13 protein-coding genes and 1 pseudogene are annotated in these 18,286 nt (G+C 72.8%); 2 read left to right on the top strand and 12 right to left on the bottom strand.

Annotated features, from left to right (window positions below):
• Positions 1–64: 64 nt before the first annotated feature.
• The 8 genes and pseudogenes from FLL47_RS11240 to icmA form a co-directional block, all read right to left on the bottom strand.
• On the bottom strand, positions 65–1,255 hold the full coding sequence (locus FLL47_RS11240; protein ID WP_144120415.1) for a hypothetical protein: 1,191 nt from the start codon (positions 1,253–1,255) through the stop codon (positions 65–67).
• 3 nt (positions 1,256–1,258) lie between these two features.
• A complete protein-coding gene (locus FLL47_RS11235) occupies positions 1,259–1,768 on the bottom strand; it encodes a SigE family RNA polymerase sigma factor (protein ID WP_144120414.1) in 510 nt (169 codons plus the stop codon).
• Between the two features lie 67 nt (positions 1,769–1,835).
• Complete coding sequence (locus FLL47_RS11230) at positions 1,836–2,081, bottom strand: hypothetical protein (protein ID WP_144120413.1); 246 nt, start codon at positions 2,079–2,081, stop codon at positions 1,836–1,838.
• Positions 2,082–2,116: 35 nt separating this feature from the next.
• Positions 2,117–2,545: a hypothetical protein gene (locus FLL47_RS11225; protein ID WP_144120412.1), complete on the bottom strand. Its 429-nt coding sequence runs from the start codon at positions 2,543–2,545 to the stop codon at positions 2,117–2,119.
• Positions 2,538–2,894 carry a hypothetical protein gene (locus tag FLL47_RS11220; RefSeq protein WP_144120411.1) on the bottom strand — a complete coding sequence of 119 codons (357 nt, stop codon included), beginning with the start codon at positions 2,892–2,894 and terminating at the stop codon, positions 2,538–2,540. The genes FLL47_RS11225 and FLL47_RS11220 overlap by 8 nt, the downstream gene beginning before the upstream one ends.
• 208 nt (positions 2,895–3,102) lie before the next feature.
• Positions 3,103–4,080 (bottom strand): annotated as a pseudogene (locus tag FLL47_RS11215) (arginase family protein); the annotation flags it as partial.
• 90 nt (positions 4,081–4,170) lie between these two features.
• Entirely contained in the window at positions 4,171–5,112 is a 942-nt protein-coding gene (locus FLL47_RS11210; RefSeq protein WP_144120409.1) for a tetratricopeptide repeat protein, read from the bottom strand.
• 155 nt (positions 5,113–5,267) lie between these two features.
• Positions 5,268–6,941, bottom strand: coding sequence for a coenzyme B12-dependent isobutyryl-CoA mutase large subunit (gene icmA, locus FLL47_RS11205; protein ID WP_144120408.1), 1,674 nt, complete (start codon positions 6,939–6,941; stop codon positions 5,268–5,270).
• A 276-nt stretch (positions 6,942–7,217) separates the two neighbouring features.
• Here icmA and FLL47_RS11200 point away from each other — a divergent pair, with 276 nt between their 5' ends.
• The gene (locus tag FLL47_RS11200) at positions 7,218–8,492 is read left to right on the top strand and encodes a CDP-glycerol glycerophosphotransferase family protein (protein ID WP_246157812.1); all 1,275 of its coding nucleotides are present in this window, start codon (positions 7,218–7,220) and stop codon (positions 8,490–8,492) included.
• A gap of 371 nt (positions 8,493–8,863) precedes the next feature.
• The gene (locus FLL47_RS11195; RefSeq protein WP_144120406.1) at positions 8,864–12,085 is read left to right on the top strand and encodes a penicillin acylase family protein; all 3,222 of its coding nucleotides are present in this window, start codon (positions 8,864–8,866) and stop codon (positions 12,083–12,085) included.
• Between the two features lie 93 nt (positions 12,086–12,178).
• On the opposite strand, the gene FLL47_RS11190 is transcribed toward FLL47_RS11195, so the two are convergent.
• The 4 genes from FLL47_RS11190 to meaB all read right to left on the bottom strand — a co-directional run bounded on the left by FLL47_RS11190 (position 12,179) and on the right by meaB (position 18,155).
• Positions 12,179–12,835 (bottom strand): ABC transporter ATP-binding protein, encoded by a 657-nt coding sequence (locus tag FLL47_RS11190; RefSeq protein ID WP_144120405.1) that lies wholly within the window; start codon positions 12,833–12,835, stop codon positions 12,179–12,181.
• Complete coding sequence (locus FLL47_RS11185; RefSeq protein WP_144120404.1) at positions 12,835–13,782, bottom strand: ABC transporter ATP-binding protein; 948 nt, start codon at positions 13,780–13,782, stop codon at positions 12,835–12,837. Before FLL47_RS11185 ends, FLL47_RS11190 begins: the two co-directional genes overlap by 1 nt.
• Entirely contained in the window at positions 13,779–16,871 is a 3,093-nt protein-coding gene (locus tag FLL47_RS11180; protein ID WP_144120403.1) for an FtsX-like permease family protein, read from the bottom strand. The genes FLL47_RS11185 and FLL47_RS11180 overlap by 4 nt, the downstream gene beginning before the upstream one ends.
• Before the next feature lie 294 nt (positions 16,872–17,165).
• The gene (gene meaB / locus FLL47_RS11175) at positions 17,166–18,155 is read right to left on the bottom strand and encodes a methylmalonyl Co-A mutase-associated GTPase MeaB (RefSeq protein WP_246157799.1); all 990 of its coding nucleotides are present in this window, start codon (positions 18,153–18,155) and stop codon (positions 17,166–17,168) included.
• Positions 18,156–18,286 lie beyond the last annotated feature (131 nt).

Here is an 18,286-nt window from a genome sequence, read left to right as displayed (position 1 = left end):
GGACAGAGCACCAACCGTTCGTGCAAGATCGTCGCGATCATCCGGGGTCACCGGGGCGGTGTGGTCAGGCGCGCAGGCCGTCGGCTATGGCGATCAGCTGTGCTGCGGTGAGCCGGGAGACCAGGCGGCCCTCCACGCTCAGGGTCACCGAGCGGCCGTCGGCGGAGTAGATCCGGACCGAGCGCGTCGTCGCGTCAGCGGTGTCCCGGACCGTCACCCTGCTCCGGTCGCCGCGCACGGTGCAGGACGTGTCCCCGGGCGCCGGACACGCCGGCGGCGGCGGGCAGTCCGGGCCGGAACAGCGCGGGGTCACCTCGACCAACACCATGCCCTCGCCCATGACGGTCGCCCCGGTCTGGTAGCCGGTCTCCGCCGTACCCCGGATCCGGAACATTCCGAATGGCCGGTCCGGCAGCTGGTTGCGCAGCAGCAGTGTGAACAGGCCGACCAGTTCCTCCGCCGTCGCGTCCCGGGTCGGCCGAGGGCTGGGCGAGCGCCCCGGGAACAGGGACAGCCCCGGAGCCTCCGCGATGTCGGCGAGTTGCGCGATGGTCAGCGGTGCTACGACGCCGGGTGGCCGGGTCTCGCCGGTCACCCCCGGCACGTCCACCGACACCATGATCCGCGTCCCGTCCTCCCGGTGTGCCTCCACCTGGCTGGTATCGCCGAAGTCGGCCGCGAACACCACGACTCCGGTCGTGGTGATCTCGTACGAGCATCGTTTGTCCGTGTCCGGGCAGACCCGGATCCGGCTGGGCGGGTCCTCGGTCAGCTCCGCCACCTCCACCCGCAGCACTGGGCCGCCGGGGCCGGACAGGTTCACCCTGGCCTCGTAGTGCGCATTTCGCGGCTGGTACACGAAGGCGGTCGTGGCGAGCGGGTGCACGGCCCGGCCCGGGGCGGTCACCGCCAGCACGTCGCGCAGCGCCGCCGACAGCCGCTGCACGGTCGCGGCGCACTCCTGCGCCGAGGGCGCGGCGGGGGTGGGCGCGGCGTCGTACGGCACCTCCGTCGGGTTCGGGCCGGGTGTCGGGCATGCGGCACCACCCAGCGCCGCGGTGACGCCCGCGCCACCGGCGTACAGCACGGGCATCGCCACCAGGGCCGAGACCACGACGGCGGCCGCGGTGCTCGCGCCACTCCAGCGCAGCAGGCGGGAGCGGCGCTGCTCCCGGGCGATGAAGGAGTCGAGATCGATACGGCTGGGTGGCGCGTCGTCGGTCGCGGCGCGCATCTGTTCGGGCAGGTCGTTCATGGGTCAGGCCTCCTCGGCGACCAGCCCGGTGCCCTGCAGGCGCGCGCGCAGCGCCTCCAGGGCCCGGGACGTCTGGCTCTTCACGGTGCCGGTGGAGCAGCCGAGCTCCGCCGCCGTCTCCTCGACCGACAGGTCGCAGAAGTACCGCAGCACGAGCACGGCCCGGCGGCGGGCCGGCAGTTCGGCGAGCAGGGCGACCACGGCCAGCCGGTCGGCGACGCCGTCCGCCCCGGCCTCGGTCGACGCCTGTTCTGGCAGCACGTCGAGGCTGCGTTCCCGCCGCCACGGGCGGCGGCGCTCGTTGAGCATCGCCCGCAGCAGGCTGGTGCGCACGTAGGCGTCGGGATTCTCCATCCGCGACACCCGGTCCCAGTGGCGGTAGAGCCCGGTCAGCGCGGACGACACCATGTCGTCCGCGAGAAACCAGTCACCGCTCAGCAGGTACGCGGTGCGCCGCCATTTCTCCAGGCGGCCCGCCGTGTACTCGCGGAACCCCTCGACGTCCTTCGCCATCCCGCCCCCTCGCTCCGCCCCTTGAACACGGGTCGCGTACGGCTGGGTTGCTCGAGCCGGACAGAAGTCAGCGGCCGGGCAGCCGGGCGGTGAGCGCGAAGAGGCAGACGAGGGCGCCCAACAGGACGACGAAACCGGGTTCGGCCAGCGCAGTGTTCGCGACATTGGCGAGCGTCACCGGCCTGCCGTGGATCAGCGCGTCGACGACGGACGCCGACGCGTAGACGGCCAGGCACACGCCGATCGAGACCACCATGTTCCACAGCAGCCAGGTGGCGTCCCACGGCTTGCCGGCAGCGGCACCCTGCGTCATCAGCGTCCCCCACCTGCCCGACGAATCGGCGCAGCCTAGCGGACGGCCGGGTCCTCCGCGACGGCCCCGGTCGCGACCGGCTGCGCCCGGCGCAGCCAGATCAGGCCGAGCACGGGCAGTACGAGCGGAAGGTAGCCGTATCCCTCACCGAAGCCCGACCAGACGGTGGCGTCCGGGAAGTCCTGCGGTGCGAGCATGCTGAGCGTGCCGACCGCGAGTACGCCGACCAGCTCGACGGTGAAGCAGGCCTGCGCCAGGCGGCGGCCACCCGCGTCGCCGCGCACCAGGCCCATCGTGGCGACGACGTAGAGCACCGCGGCCAGCGCGCTGAGCAGGTACGAGACCGGCGCCTCATCGAACTTCATGATGATCTGCACGGCGGCGCGGCATGTCGCGGCGACGGCGAACAGGCCGTACACGAAGACGAGGACCCGGCCGAGACCGGTGTTGACCGGCTTAGGCACCGAACACCTGCCCGATGCGCAGCACGAGCACGGGCACGATGAGCGCGGCCACGCCGACGATCAGACTGCCGAAGCGGGTGGGCTCCATCTTGCCGACGATCCAGGCGCCCGCGGGCAGCAGCACCATCGTCAGGGCATACCCGAGGAATGTGGTGGTCTCCCGCGGCGAGTGACCGCCGATCCAGCTCGCCACGGCGGCACCGACCAGCACCACGGTGGCGACGCTGACGATCACGGTGCCGACGAACTGCACCCGGTCCGGCGCGCGGTTCAGCGCGGACGCCAGCAGGGCGGCGGCGGCCAGCAGCAGGGCGACGACGGTCGTCACGGTCGAGAGCACGGCGGGCATGCGGGCCACATTAACCGCTCGGGCCGTTCCCATCGCGCGCGCCTCCGCCTCGGGTAGCCCACACCACCGCCCGGTGCCGCTCCCCGGCCCGACCAGCGATGCCGGGCCGGCACACCACTCCTCCGATGATCATGAAGTTAGGGCGGCGACACGCCGTCGAGCCGTGCCACAAGTTCATGATCAACGGCAAAGGGGAGCGGGCGGGTCAGGCGGCGGTGCGCTTTTCGGAGGCGGTACGGGGGCTCGGGACGCGGGGGGCGCGGGCGGGGCGTTTGGGCGGCATCAGCGGGGCCAGGCCGGTGACCAGGGTGCTGACCAGCTCCGCGGCGTAGCGGCCGTCGGGGTCGTGGTCGGGGTCGAACACGGTCAGCTCCATGCCCAGGCAGTCCGGCGTGTTGACCAGGCCGGTGAGCAGCAGTTCGAGCTCGGTGAGGGCGATGCCGCCGGGTTCGGGGGCGTCGACGGCGGGCATCACCGCGGGGTCGAGCACGTCCACGTCGATGTGCACCCAGAAGCCCGCGCAGTCGGCCAGGCGCTCGCGGGCCCACTGCGCCGTACGCCGGGCGCCCTCGGCGCGTACCGCGGTCGCCGGACGCGTCGCGAACCCGGCCGCCTGCAGGTCCAGGCGGTACTCGTCGTGCTCGCGGATGCCGAGCACGACCACATCGGTGTCGCGGAAGTAGGGGCGGCGGCCCTCGATCCCGGCCAGCTCCGTCTGGCCCCGGCCGGTGACCAGGGCGAGGTCCTCGCCCGCGGCCGCGCCGACGTAGGGCGCGTTGCCGGGATGGCGGAAGTCGGAGTGCCCGTCCACGAAGACCAGCCCGATCCGGCCGCCGACCTCCTCGCCGAGCCGCCGCATGGCCAGCGCCGAGCCCAGCAGGATCGAGCAGTCACCGCCCAGGACCAGCGGGAACTCCCCACCGTCGACGATCGCGCCGATCCGTTCCGCCAGCCGCACGCTGTACGAGTGGATCTGCAGCGCGTGCGCCACCCCGTCGCCGGGACGCCAGTCACCGGGGTCGTAGCGGGGCGGGGTGAGGCAGCCGGCGTCGCGCGCGTCGAGCCGGGTCAGCAGGTGCTTGTCGCGTAGCGCGCCCGGCGCCTTGGCGCAGCCGGGCACGGAGGTCTCGGTCGGCGGGCGCAGGCCCAGGTTCGATGGTGCGTCGAGAACCGCGATGCGGCGCATACCTTCTCCCCCTGGCCTCATGCACGCTGGTGGGGAGTTCCCGGCGACCCGCCGACCAGGCGGGCCGTCCGGGACGGGCCACTAGCGGTCCTAGAACAAAGCACTGGCCAGGGCACGCCGCGCGGCCGCCACCGCGGGATCGTCCGGGCCGGCGACGGCGAACAGCGACACGAGGTGCTGGCGCACCGTCTCCCGATCGTCACCGTAGACGCGGCGCACCAGATTGACCAGCCGCTGATACGCCTGCTCTGCCTGACCGGCCAGCACCTCGACGTCGGCCGCTCGCAGCTGCGCGGTCAGGTCGTCGGGTGCGGCGTCGGCCGCGGCCACCGCGGCCTGCGGGTCCACGCCCGCGATTCGCTTGGCCAGCACGACCTGGGCCAGGCCGGCCTCGGCCGCGGCGTCCTTCGGCGAGTCCGACAAGATCTTGCGGTACGCCTTCTCGGCCTCGTCCAGGTTGCCCATGATCAGGGCTTCGTCGGCCTCTTCCAGGCGCGGGTCCTCGGGCACGGCCACGTCCACCCCACCGGCCCGCAGCACGGCGTCCAGCCACTGGCGCAGCTGCGCCGGCGGCACGGGCCCGGCGAACGCGTCGATCGGCTGCCCGCCGACGACGGCGTAAACCGTCGGCACGCTCTGCACCCGGAACATGGCGGCCAGCCGCGGGTCGGCCTGCGCATTCACCCGGGCGAGCACCCAGCTGCCACCGTCGGCGGCGTTGAACTGCGCCAGCGCGTCGGCCAGCTGATCCACCTCGGGGTAGCCGGGGGCCAGGAACGCCACCACGACGGGCACGGCCATCGACTTCTGCAGCACCTCGTCCTGCACGTTGGCCTCGGTCACGTCCACCACGTGACCACCCCCGGCGGGCGCCCCGGGGAACCCCCCGTTACCGCCACCACCAGGACCGGCCGGGGTCGTCGCGGGCGCGGCCGGGGTCGCGGCGGGCACCTGCTGACTGCGCGCGGCCAGCGCGCCGAGATCCACCGCGCCACGCGTGAAGATCGACTGTCCGGGTCGGAGATCGCTCATGGTTACCCAGTCTCCCACGCCCGTAACAATCCCCCCGCAAAGGTCCCCACCCGCCCATAGATCGCGACGATCTTGCGTGAACTGTTGCCTTTTCGGCGGATACGAGCGTGTCGTACCCACAGTTCACGCAAGACCGTCGCCTCGACGGGTGGGTGTTAGAAGCGGGCGGGCTCGCGGTAGACGCCCCATTCGGCGCGGAGGGCGTCGCAGATTTCGCCGAGGGTGGCTTCGGCGCGGCAGGCGTCGAGCATGGCGGGGACCATGTTGGCCTCGGTGCGGGAGATGTCGATCATGCGCTTGAGGGCGGCGTCCACGGCGGCCTGGTCGCGGTCGGTGCGGCGGGCCTGGAGGAGTTTGACCTGCTCGCGTTCCACCTCGTGGGAGACGCGCATGATCTCGAGGTCCTTGGCGATGGTGCCGGTGTGGCAGTTGACGCCGACGATGCGCTTGTCACCCTCCTCCAGCGCGCGCTGGTGGGTGTACGCCGAGTCGGCGATCGCGGAGGTGAACCAGCCGTCCTCGATGCCGCGCAGGATGCCGCTGGTGATGGTGCCGTCGGTGCCGCGTTCCTTGATGCGCTGGAAGATGGCCTCGGCCTCGGCCTCGATCTTGTCGGTGAGCGCCTCGACGTACCAGGAGCCGCCCAGGGGGTCGGCCACGTTGACGACGCCGGTCTCCTCCATCAGCACCTGCTGGGTACGCAGGGCGATCTCGGCCGACTCGTCGGTGGGCAGGGCGAGGGTCTCGTCGAGGGCGTTGGTGTGCAGCGAGTTCGTGCCGCCGAGGATCGCCGACAGCGCCTCGACGGCGGTGCGGACCACGTTGTTGACGGGCTGCTGGGCGGTCAGCGAGACGCCGGCGGTCTGCGTGTGGAAGCGCAGCCATTGTGCCTTCTCGCTGGTGGCGCCGTACACGTCGCGCATCCAGCGGGCCCAGATGCGGCGGGCGGCGCGGAACTTCGCGATCTCCTCGAAGAAGTCGATGTGCGCGTCGAAGAAGAAGCTCAGGCCGGGCGCGAAGACGTTGACGTCCAGACCGCGGGACAGGCCCAGCTCGACGTAGCCGAAGCCGTCGGCCAGCGTGTACGCCAGCTCCTGCGCGGCCGTCGAACCCGCCTCGCGGATGTGGTAGCCCGACACCGACAGCGGCTTGTACTTCGGGATCTCCTGCGCGCAGTACTCCATCAGGTCGCCGATGAGGCGCAGGTGCGGCTCGGGGTCGAACAGCCACTCCTTCTGCGCGATGTACTCCTTGAAGATGTCGGTCTGCAGGGTGCCGTCGAGCTTGCTCAGGTCGGCGCCCTGGCGCTCGGCGGCGACCAGGTACATGCAGAACACCGGCACCGCGGGGCCCGAGATGGTCATCGAGGTGGTGACCTTCTGCAGGTCGATGCCGCCGAACAGCACGTCCATGTCCGAGGCCGAGTCGATGGCGACACCGCAGTGGCCGACCTCGCCGAGCGAGCGGCCGTCGTCGGAGTCGCGGCCCATCAGCGTGGGCATGTCGAAGGCGACCGAGAGGCCGCCGCCGCCCGCGCCGAGGATCAGCTTGTAGCGCTCGTTGGTCTGCACCGCGTTGCCGAACCCGGCGAACTGGCGGATGGTCCAGGTGCGGCCCCGGTAGCCGGTCGGGTACAGGCCGCGGGTGAACGGGAACTCACCGGGCCAGCCGATGCGCTCGAAGCCCGGGTACTCGACGCCCTCGGCCGGGCCGTAGAGCGGCTCGACCTCGACCCCGCTGAGCGTGGTGAAGTCCGCATGGCGCTTGTGCGCCTTGTCGTACCGCTGCTGCCAACGCTCGCGACCGGCGGCGATCTCGTTCGCGTCCACGTTTCCTCCCGGGGTCTGATACCTGGATCACAGGATTTCGAGCACAGCGTAGCCCGATTGCCTGAACGATCGCTCAGCCAGTCGCTACCCGCCGGTCACTTGCCGGGCTCGTCCGATCCAGGCCACCTGCCGTTCCTCGGCTGTTTACGCGGCCTGGGTCGTCCTGTTATGTTCTGGCGCACTATGGCCGCGGGGGCCACCTGGCCCGCGCGAACGGAGCGGACGGCCCGGACGGCACGCCGCCCCAGGCGACACACGCGAGGGGGAACCGTGGCGATGCTGCGCCGGATACGGTCGATCACCGCCAAGGCCCGCAAGGTGTCCCGCGAGCCCTCCCGCGTGCTCAGATACGCCCTCTACCGCGCCCAGCTGCGCCTGCCCCTCGACGAGCGGCTCGCCGTCTACTCCGCCTACTGGAGCGCCGCCTACAGCTGCAACCCGGCCGCGATCTACGAGAAGGCCCGCGAGCTGGCCCCGCACATCCGCGGCGTATGGGTGGTCAAGGCCGACCGCGTGCGGAACATCCCGGCGGGCGTCGACTACGTGGTCGAGGAGTCCCCGGCGTACTTCCGGGCCATGGCCCGGGCCAAGTACTTCATCAGCAACGCGAACTTCCCCGAGTACATCGTCAAGCGCCCGGGGTCGGTCGTGGTGCTGACGCATCACGGCACGCCGCTGAAGCTCATGGGCATGGACGGGCTCACCTTCGCCGGCCGCGACGGCACGGGCAGCGCCGAGCTGCGCAAGCTCGTCGCCCGGTGGGACTACAGCATCGCGGCCAACCCCTTCTCCACCGAGGCCTGGCGCACCGCCTTCCCGGGCGACTACGAGTCGCTGGAGTACGGCTACCCGCGCAACGACGTCCTGGTCTCCGCGGCTCCCGAGCACGGTGCCCGGGTGCGTGCCGAGCTGGGCATCGAGCCCGGAAAACGGGTCATCCTGTACGCGCCGACGCATCGCGGCAGCACCCCCGGCGCACGCTCCTCCTACCTCGACGTCGCCGCGCTGGCCGAGTCGCTGGGCCCGGACACCGTGATCCTGGCGCGCTCGCACTACTTCTACGAGGACCGGCCGTCGGCCGCGGCCGGCGCGGCACGGGTCGTCGACGTGACCACCCACCCCCGGGTGGAGGACCTGTACCTGGCCGCGGACGTGCTGATCACGGACTACTCGTCGACCATGTTCGACTTCGCCGTGCTGGACCGGCCGATCGCCGTCTACGCCGCGGACTGGTCGTACTACCGGCGGTCCCGCGGCGCGTACTTCGACATCGCCGAGGCGCACCCCGGGGTCATCGCCACCACCCAGGACGAGCTGGTCGGCCTGTTCACCTCGGGCGCGGTCGACGGCCCGGACGCGCGGCAGCGGCGGGCGGCGTTCCGGGAGCGCTTCTGCGCCCTGGAGGACGGCCGGGCCAGCGAGCGGGTGGTGCGCCGGGTGCTGCTCGGCGAGCAGATCGACCACCGGCCCCCGACCGCACCGCGCGTACCGCAGCAGGCCGTCCGCACCGACCGCCCGGCCGCCACCGAGCAGCAGCCCGCCCTGTCCTGACCTCGCCCCGCCGCACCCCGCGCCGAACCCCCCGCGGACCCGTGGCGTTCGCGCACCCATCGCACCCGTCGCACCCGTGCGCCCGTCGCGCCCCGCCATGATCGTTCGACTTGCCAGGCACCTGTGCGTATCTTGGGCGCGCTTTCGCCCACCTGCCCGGCAAGTCGAACGATCACCCGCCGAGTCCGCGGCCATTCGCACGATCGAGGAACGACTCTTTCATCGCCGTGAATACTTCGTTACCATCCGGTACACGAAATTGCTTCACGTAAGTGCGTCGGTGGCGGTCACGTCGCGTCAGGCTGCGCGTGAGCCTGCTGTCCGATGCGGATCAGCGGCCCCCGTTCCGTCCTGCCGAAGGGATCCACCCCATGTCCCGACGCGCCACCCTCCCCCACCTCCGGGTCAGACGCCCCCTCGCCGCCACGTTCGCACTGCTCACCGCCGGTGCCTTCGCGGTGGTCGCGCCCTCGGCGCCAGCCGCCGCGGCCGTGCTCGCCCCGAACGACTTCTGCCTCGCCGAGTGCGCCGACATCCTGCCGCCCGGGCAGAACGGCAACGCCACCCTCGTCGACATCCTCGGCCACCAGGTGTTCGGCACCCGGCCCGCGCACTCGGCCGACCAGCTCGACCGGTACGCCAACCTGGTCTACAACTACGCCGGCCTCACCGACGAGCAGATCCCGGCGTACTTCAACGACGCCTCGTTCGGCGTGCCCGCCGGGCAGGTCGAGCGCAGCTACGCGCCCCGCTCCGACGTGACCGTGGTGCGTGACAAGGCCACCGGCACGCCGCACGTCACCGGCACCACCCGGGCCGGGACCATGTTCGGGGCCGGCTACGCCGGGGCCGAGGACCGCCTGTTCACCATGGACCTGCTGCGCCACGTGGGGCGCGGCACGCTCACCCCGTTCGCGGGCGGCGCGGCGGGCAACCGCTCGCTGGAGCAGAGCGTGTGGCGCAACTCGCCGTACACCGAAGCGGACCTGCAAGCCCAGGTCAACGCGCTGCAGGCGCTCGGTGCCCGGGGCGCGCAGCTCTACACCGACGTGCAGAACTACATCGCGGGCATCAACGCCTACATCAGCAAGTGCATGGCCGACCGCAACTGCCCCGGCGAGTACGTGCTCACCGGCCACCTCGACGCGGTCACCAATGCGGGCGGCCCGGTCCAGTTCACGATGACCGACCTGATCGCCATCGCGGGCGTGGTCGGCGGCCTGTTCGGCGGGGGCGGCGGCAGCGAGATGCAGTCCGCACTGGTCCGGGTGGCCGCGCGGGCCCGCTACGGCGCGGTCGAGGGCGACGCGGTGTGGAACGCGTTCCGCAGCCGCACCGACCCCGAGACCGTGCTGACCGTCCACGACGGCACCGGCTTCCCGTACGGCGCGGCCGACGACAACGCCGCGGGCGTGGTGCTGCCCGACGCCGGCAGCGCCGTGGCCGAACCGGTCGTCACCAGCCCCACCGGCTCGGCGACCAGCCCGGTCACCGCGCAGTCCGACATCGCCGCGGCGCTGGGCAGCCTGACCATCGGCCCGGCCCACCGCGGCATGTCCAACGCCGCAGTGATCTCCGCGGCGCATTCGGCCACCGGCCACCCGATCGCCGTGTTCGGGCCGCAGACCGGCTACTTCTCCCCGCAGCTGCTCATGGTGCAGGAACTGCAGGGCCCCGGCATCAGCGCCCGCGGCGCCGCGTTCGCCGGGCTCAACCTGTACGTACTGCTCGGCCGCGGGCAGGACTACGCGTGGAGCGCCACGTCTGCGGCGCACGACATCACCGACACGTACTCCCTGCCGCTGTGCACGACCGATGGCAGCGCCCCCACCCTGAGCAGCAACAAGTACCTCTACCGGGGCGTGTGCACCGCGATGGAGGAGCTGTCGCACACCAACGCCTGGACGCCGAGCACGGCAGACCCCACTGGCGCGGGGTCGTACAAACTGCGCGCGTACCGGACCAAGCTCGGGCTGGTGGCCTGGCGCGGCACCGTCGGCGGCGCACCGCACGCCTTCACCCACCTGCGCTCGACCTACCGCCACGAGGCCGACTCCGCGATCGGCTTCCAGATGTTCAACGACCCCGCCGCGATGGGCACCCCCGCCGACTTCAAGACCGCCGCGGGCAACGTCGGCTACTCGTTCAACTGGTTCTACGTGAACTCCACCGACACCGCCTACTTCATGTCCGGCAGCAACCCGGTCCGGGCCGCAGGGCACAACCCCAACCTGCCGGTACGCGGCGACGCGGCGTACGAGTGGCTGGGTTACCAGGCCGACACCAACTCGGCGACCTGGGCCTCCAACGCCACCCACCCGCAGTCGGTGAACCAGGACTACTACATCAGCTGGAACAACCGGCAGGCCAAGGACTTCGGCGCGGCCGACGGCGACTTCAGCTTCGGCTCGGTGCACCGTGGCGACCTGCTCGACGCCCCGGTCAAGGCGGCCCTGGCCGCCGGGCACAAGTTCACCCGGGCCTCGCTGACCACCCTGGTCGAGAACGCCGGCGTCACCGACCTGCGCGGCTGGAAGGTGCTCGACGACCTGCTCCGGGTGATCGAGAGCCAGGCCGTCACCGACCCCGCGCTGGCCACCGTGGTCGGCAAGCTCAAGGCCTGGCAGCAGTCCGGCGCCCGGCGTGTGGAGACCACCCCCGGCTCGAAGGTGTACGCCCACGCCGACGCGATCCGGATCTTCGACGCCTGGTGGCCGCTGCTGGTCAGCGGCCAGTTCCAGGCAGCGCTCGGCGACGGGCTCTACGGGGCCCTGGTCGACGCCATGTCGATCAACGAGTCGCCGTCCGGCGGCCAGAACGGGCCCGGTTCCGGCCTGCCCGGCTCGCTCAACGCCGGCCAGGCCCACAAGGGCTCTTCCTTCCAGCACGGCTGGTGGGGATACGTCGACAAGGACATCCGGACCGTGCTCGGCGACCCGGTCGCGGGTGGGCTCGGGCGTACGTACTGCGGCAACGGCGTGCTCAGCACCTGCCGTTCGGTGCTGCTGTCCACCCTGGGCAGCGCCAACGGACAGGCGGCGAGCGCCGTCTACCCCGGTGACGAGCACTGCGCCGCCGGTGACCAGTGGTGTGCCGACGCCATCCTGCAGTCGGCCCTCGGCGGCATCACCGCGCCGCTGACCGCCTGGCAGAACCGGCCGACCTACCAGCAGGTGGTGTCGTTCCCGGCCAGGCGCGGCCAGGACATCACCAACCTGGCCCAGGGCCGCCCGGTCTCGGCGAACGGCAGCCAGCTGTTCTACCCCGTCGGCAACGCCGTCGACGGCAACCCGACCACCCGCTGGAGCAGCAGTTACGCCGACAGCAGGCAGATCACGGTCGACCTGGGCAGCGTACGCAGCGTAGGCCGGACCATCCTGCGCTGGGAGGCGGCGTACGGGCGCGCGTACCGCATCGACGTCTCCACCGACGGCAGCACCTGGACCACCGCCTGGTCCACCACCACCGGCAACGGCGGTGTGGACAACAACGCCTTCACCCCCGTCAACGCCCGCTACGTCCGCATGCAGGGCGTCCAACGCGCCACCACCTACGGCTACTCCCTCTGGGAGTTCGAGATCTACAGCCGCTGACCGTCCTCTCCCCTGCGACAACTCTTGAAAACGTGCGGCCTCCGAGTCCTTCGGAGGCCGCACGTTTTCAAGAGTCGCGAAAGAGAGGAGGGGTCAGTGGACGGGGGCGGCGGCGTGGCCGTCGACGAGGTGGAGTTCGTCGTCGCAGGCTGCCGCCGCTTGCGGGTCATGGGTGGCGAAGACGACGGCGGCGCCGCGCTCGGCTTCGGCGCGCAGCAGGGTCAGCACCGTCTGGCGGTTGGCGGCGTCGAGTTCGCTGGTGACCTCGTCGGCCAGCAGCACCGGGCCGCGCAGGGCCAGGCCCCGGGCGATCGCCGTACGCTGCTGCTGCCCGCCGGACAGCTCCTCGACCAGCTGCTCGGCCTGGTTGGCCAGGCCGACCCGCTCCAGCGCCTCCGCCGTGAGCCGGCGCGCGTCCGCGGCCCGCACACCCGCCGACACCAGTGCGACCAGGATGTTCTCGGCCGCGGTAAGGGTCGGGGCGAGACCGTTGTGCTGCGGGATCAGGATGATGCCCTGGGTGACGGCCTGGTCGCGGTCACGCAGCGGGGTCCCGTCGAGGGTGACCTGGCCCTCGACGGGGCTCAGCAGCCCGGCCAGCGCCCACAGCAGCGTGGTCTTGCCCGCGCCGGACGCGCCGGTGACGGCCAGGATCCGGCCCGGCTGGGCGGCCACGGTGATGTCGCGCAGCACCGCCCGGTCCTTGGCGTACGCCATGGTGATCCGATCGGCCAGCAGCATCCGGGTCATCAGGCCACCTCACGGCTGTAGTCGGGGACGATCTGCCCGCGCCGGGAGTAGGCGGTCGCGTCGTCCTCGGGCTCGTACTCGTCGGCCGACACGATCTCGCTGCCCGGCTGGGCGGCGTGGGCCGCGGCCAGCAGCACCGTGCCGTCGGGGCGCGGGTGGACCCGCAGCCGGGTGCCGGGCGGCAGCATCGCCAGCACGTCGGGCGGCAGGTGCACCGAGCCGTCCCGGCCGACCACGGCGAACTCCTCGCCGAGCCGGCCCTCGCCGCCGACCCGCCCGTCACGGATGGTGACCTGGCGGCCCATGCCCGCGCCGACCTCGGGGTCGTGGGTGACCACGACGACCGTCGTGCCGGCCCGGCGCACCGACTCCAGCGCGGCGATGACCTCGTCGCGGGCGACCGAGTCGAGCTGGCTGGTCGGCTCGTCGGCGAGCAGCAGCCCCGGCTTGTGTGCCAGCGCCACGGCCAGGGCCAGGCGCTGCCGCTCGCCGGGGGTCAGTTCGTGCGGACGCTGGCGCAGCCGTCCGCGTACGCCGAGCAGGCCGACCAGCGCCAGCACGTCGCGCGGGGCGGGCAGATCGCGGACGCCATGAGAGCGGGCTGCGCGCTGGGCGAAGCGCACGTTCTGCTCGGCGGTCAGGTACGGCAGCAGGTTGCGCTCGGCACCCTGCAGCACGACGCCGACCTCGGTGGCCCGCATCCGGGCCAGTTCGGCCTCGGACGCCTTGGCCAGGTCGGTCTCGCCGACCGTGGCCCGCCCGGCGGCCGGCCGGATCAGCCCGGCCAGCAGCGAGAGCAGCGTGGACTTGCCGGAGCCGGACGGGCCCAGCAGGGCCACCGACTCGCCGGGCGCGATGTCCAGGTCCACCCCGCCCAGGGCGACCACGTCGTATCCCTCGAGCCGGTAGATGTAGACCAGGCCCCGACAGGTAACCGTGCCGTTCACCGGCCGCCTCCTCGGATCAGTTCGGGGGTGGCCCGCTTGACCAGCCGACCGCCGCGCAGCACCGCCACCACGAGCACCAGCAGCGCGCCGGCGATCGCCAGCGGCAGCGCGTCCAGGGTCAGGCCGGGCACCAGCGTGCCGAGCACGTCCCCGGTCAGGTTCGGCGCACCGGCCGTACCGACGGTGACCAGCGGGATGCCGGGCAGCATCAGCGCCGCGGCCCCCAGGCCGACCAGCAGACCGACGATCATCGGCAGGCCGATCAGCGCGAATCGTTCCCGCCGCAGGCCGCGGCGCAGCACGTTCGGGCGTACGCCGGTGATGCGCAGCGCGGCCAGCTCGGCGCGGCGGTCACCGGCGCCCAGCCGGGTGCTGAGCATGAGCACGCCCAGTGCGAGCAGCGCGGCCGCGATGCCGGCCAGCAGGTAGAGCCGCAGCCCGAGCGCCGGGGCGCGGCGGCCCAGCCGGGCCAGTTCGTCCGGCACGGTCTCCGTACGCAGCACGCGTACGCCCTGGCCGGCGAGCTTGGCGGCGAGGTCGGTCGGGGCGTCCGGCGCGGCCCACACCTCATAGCGCAGGTCGCTCGCGTCGGACAGGCCCTGCGTCACCGCGGCCGCCCGGGTCGCCAGGTCCAGGTCGAACAGCAGGCCGCGCTCGCCCGCGCGGGGCAGCACCGCGGCCTTCTCCAGCACGCTGAACGACTGCGGCGCCTCGGCGAACGCGGGCAGGTCGAAGTGCTCCGGGTCGTCGCTGCTCGGCGCCGGGCCGGCCAGCACCGCGGGCAGCTCCTTCGGCGTGTCCAGGTAGGAGACGAGCACGTCGCCCTGGTCGGCCGAGTTCACGCTGAGGCCGAGCTGCGGGCCGGGGGTGACCCGTACGGTCGCGTTGGGCGTGCGGTCCACCAGGAACCGCCACGCCGCGGACTCGGCGAAGCGCACCGGCAGCGCCTGCCCGCCGGAGCTCAGCTCGCTGACGGAGAGCTGGACCTGCACCGGGCCGCTCTCCCCGGTCTGCCGGGAGACGGCCAGGCCCACCAGGCGGCACGGCGTGCCCGCGCAGGCCGGCGCGGCGGCGGTGTAGGTGCGCGCGCCCTCCCGCAACCGGCCCAGCCAGACGATGCTCGGCGGCTCACCGGGCGAGGAAACGACCGCGCCCAGGCGCGTCGGCGTCTTGCCGAGCGCACTCACCGACACCCGTGCACTCAGCTGGGCGCCGACCTCGGCGGCCTGAGGCACGTTGGCACGCAGGCGGCCGGCCAGCGCGGACAGCCCGGCGGCGTCGTACCCGCGCCAGATGGCGACGGCGGGCAGCCGCTCGGACTGCACCCCGATCAGCTCGACCCGCTGGTTGTTGTAGAGCTCGTCGACGCGCACCACGGCCATCGACCGGTTCGTCGGATCGGCCGTGGCCAGCGCCTTGACCAGCGCCTGCGGATGCTCCGCGGAGACGGCGTAGACGGTCGGCGCGCCGACCGCGTCGTCGGCCCGCTGGGCGCGGGCGTCCGCGGCGACGTCCCACGCGGTCGCGGAGAAGGTGAGCAGGGCGACGGCGGCGGTGAGCACCGCGACGGTGCGGGCCGCGCCGGGCCGGCGCGACAGCTGCGCCGCCGACAGCATGGCGGGCAGCCGGCCGCGGCGGCGGGCCAGGCCCAGCCGCGCCCGCGACCAGAGGCTCAGCAACCGGCCGGCGAGCACGCCCGCGACGATCGCGAGCGCGGCGGGAGCCAGCAGCGCCAGCGGGGCCGACCGGTCACGCAGCGCCGCGGCCAGCGAGGCGATCGCCAGCGCCGCGGCCACACCCTCCAGCACGCCCGCACGCCAGGTGCCGCGCTGCGGCACGCGCCGCAGCAGGCCCAGCACGCTGCGGCCGAGCGTGGCCCGGGCCGCCAGCCAGGCGGCGGCACAGGCGAGCAGCAGGCCGCCCGCCGCTGCGGCGAAGACCGGCCACCGGACCTCGACGTGTACGCCCTGGGCGAGCACCGAGCGGGCGGCCAGCTCGACCGCGCCCAGCCCGACCGCCAGGCCCAGCGGAGCCCCGAGGATGATCAGCAGCAGTGTCTCGCCCAGTCCGAAGCGGATCGTGCCGCCGCTGCCGTAGCCGCGCAGCCGGGCCAGTGCCAGCTCCGGGCCCCGCTCCTCGGTCAGCGCCGCGACCAGCAGCAGCAGCACCACGAAGGCCAGCAGCACCAGCGGCACCGCGATGATGGGCACGGTCCGGGCGAGCGCGTCCTGGTCCTTGGCCGCGTCCTCGACGATCGACGGCAGGGCCGTCTCGACCTGCAGTTCGAACCCGTTCAGCGCCAAGCCGAGTGTGCCCAGCTCGCCGCGCAGCGCGCTGACGTCGTCCAGCCGCACCTGCTCGGGTCGCAGCGGGTACATCACGGACAGGGTCACCGGCACCGCGTCACCCAGCCGCACGTCGTCCTCGGCGCCGGCGAACACGGCGTCCAGGCGCGCCGCGCCCTCCCCGCCGGACGAAGCCTGCGCGAAGTAGCCGTTGTTGCCCCAGTACGCCTCGTCGGGGGCGAGCGGGGTGTAGAGCCCGACGACCTCGTACGACCGGAGCGCCGCGTCACCCTGTGCCGGGCGTACCGACACCTTGTCACCGACCTCGACCCCGGCCTCGGCCGCGGCGCGCTCGCTGAGCAGCACCTGCTCGGCGTCGATGGCGCAGTCGCCGGTGATCCGCAGGTGCGCGCAGGCGCCCTGGTGCCAGGCCAGCCGGGCGGCGAAGCGGGAGCCGCCGGCGGTCAGCGACGTGTCGGTGCTGACGGAGCCGACGGGCCGGTCCAGCACCGCGGCCAGACGCGGCGCCTTGGCCAGCGCGCCGTTCACGGTCGACTGGGTGTCACCGACCGGCTGGTGTGCCGCCTCCGCGGTGTCGGCGCTGCCCTCGGCGGTCACCGTGACCGCGGCGGCGCTGGCCGGGGCCGCACTCAGCGCATCGGTCAGCACCGACTGCTGCGCGGCGCGGCCGTACGCCGGAGCAAGCACCGCCGCGGCGGTGGCGAAGGCCGCGAGCGACAACACCACCAGCGACCGGCCGGAGCGGTGCCGGATGCCCCGCATCATGACGGACCAACCGGTCACCATCGCCTCCACGCGTAAGAGCCCTATGTGCCCCGACACCTTAGCGATTGGTCAGTCCGTCCGTGAAGTCGCTTCGCCTTTCGTTGCCAACCCGCGTCCGAGCAGCTCTCCAGGCGGATTCACCTGCTCACGGAGCGTAAGCGACACCCTCGATCGACCGTTGCGTCCGCGGGTGCAGAGCAAGCGAATGGGTGCAGAGCAAAGTCGGCGAGACCTCTATACCCGTGCCGCTGCGCGCCGCGTCGCCACCGGTCGACGCGCCCGGCGGACGGCGGGACCGGCGACGGGTGCCGCTCAGACCAGTTCGTCGAGCAGCTGGGTGGCTGCCGCATACGGGTCGAGGGAGCCCGCGACGACCTTGTCGGCGAGGGCGGCGATGCCCGCACCGGGGAGTTCGGCGAAGCGGGCGCGCAGCTGGCCCAGGGCCAGCGCCTCGATCTCGGCAGCGGCCCGGCGGCGGCGGCGGACCGTCAGCTGGTCGGTGTCGACCAGCCAGGTGCGGTGCTCCTCGATCGCGGCGATGATGCCGTCGATGCCTTCGGCCCTGGCCGCGACGGCCTTGACCACGCGCGGCCGCCAGTCTCCGGGACCGCGGTCCGACCCACCGAGGGCGATCATGCCCTGGATGTCGCGGTGGGTGGCCTCCACGCCGTCGCGGTCGGCCTTGTTGATGACGAAGATGTCGGCGATCTCGAGGATGCCGGCCTTGACCGCCTGGATCGCGTCGCCCATGCCGGGTGCGAGCAGCACCAGCGTGGTGTCGGCCAGCGAGGCGATCTCCACCTCGGCCTGGCCCACGCCGACGGTCTCCACCAGCACCACGTCGAAGCCGACGCCGGCCAGCACGCGTACCGCCGCGGGGGTGGCCGCCGACAGGCCGCCGAGGTGGCCGCGGCTGGACATGGACCGGATGTAGACGCCGGGGTCGGTGGCGTGGTCCTGCATGCGGATCCGGTCGCCGAGGATCGCGCCGCCGGTGTACGGGCTGGACGGGTCGATCGCCAGCACGGCGACCCGCTTGCCCGCCGCCCGGAACGCGCGCACGAGTTCGTTGGTGGTGGTCGACTTGCCCACGCCCGGCGAGCCGGTCAGCCCGACGACGATCGCGTCGCCCGCGGTCGGCGCCAGCATCGCCGCGATCTCCGCCAGCGCCGCCGCCCCCGACTCCACCAGCGTGATCAGCCGAGCGACCGCCCTGGCCTCACCCTCCCGAGCCCGCGCGACGAGTTCAGTGACCGACCGCTGCGGCACAGGCGACAGAAACGGCGTACTCAACTCGCTCATCAACTCAACCATTCAAGGACGGCGGGACAGGTCAGCATGTGGATGTGCGCATCAACTCTTGAAGAGTCGCGGCATTCCGGGCAACCGGAAGCCGCGACTCTTCAAGAGTTGCGCCACGGGTGGAGGCGCGG

Source organism: Catellatospora sichuanensis, from assembly GCF_007483665.1.
GTDB lineage: Bacteria > Actinomycetota > Actinomycetes > Mycobacteriales > Micromonosporaceae > Catellatospora > Catellatospora sichuanensis.
This window is presented reverse-complemented; position numbering and strand designations above follow the sequence as displayed.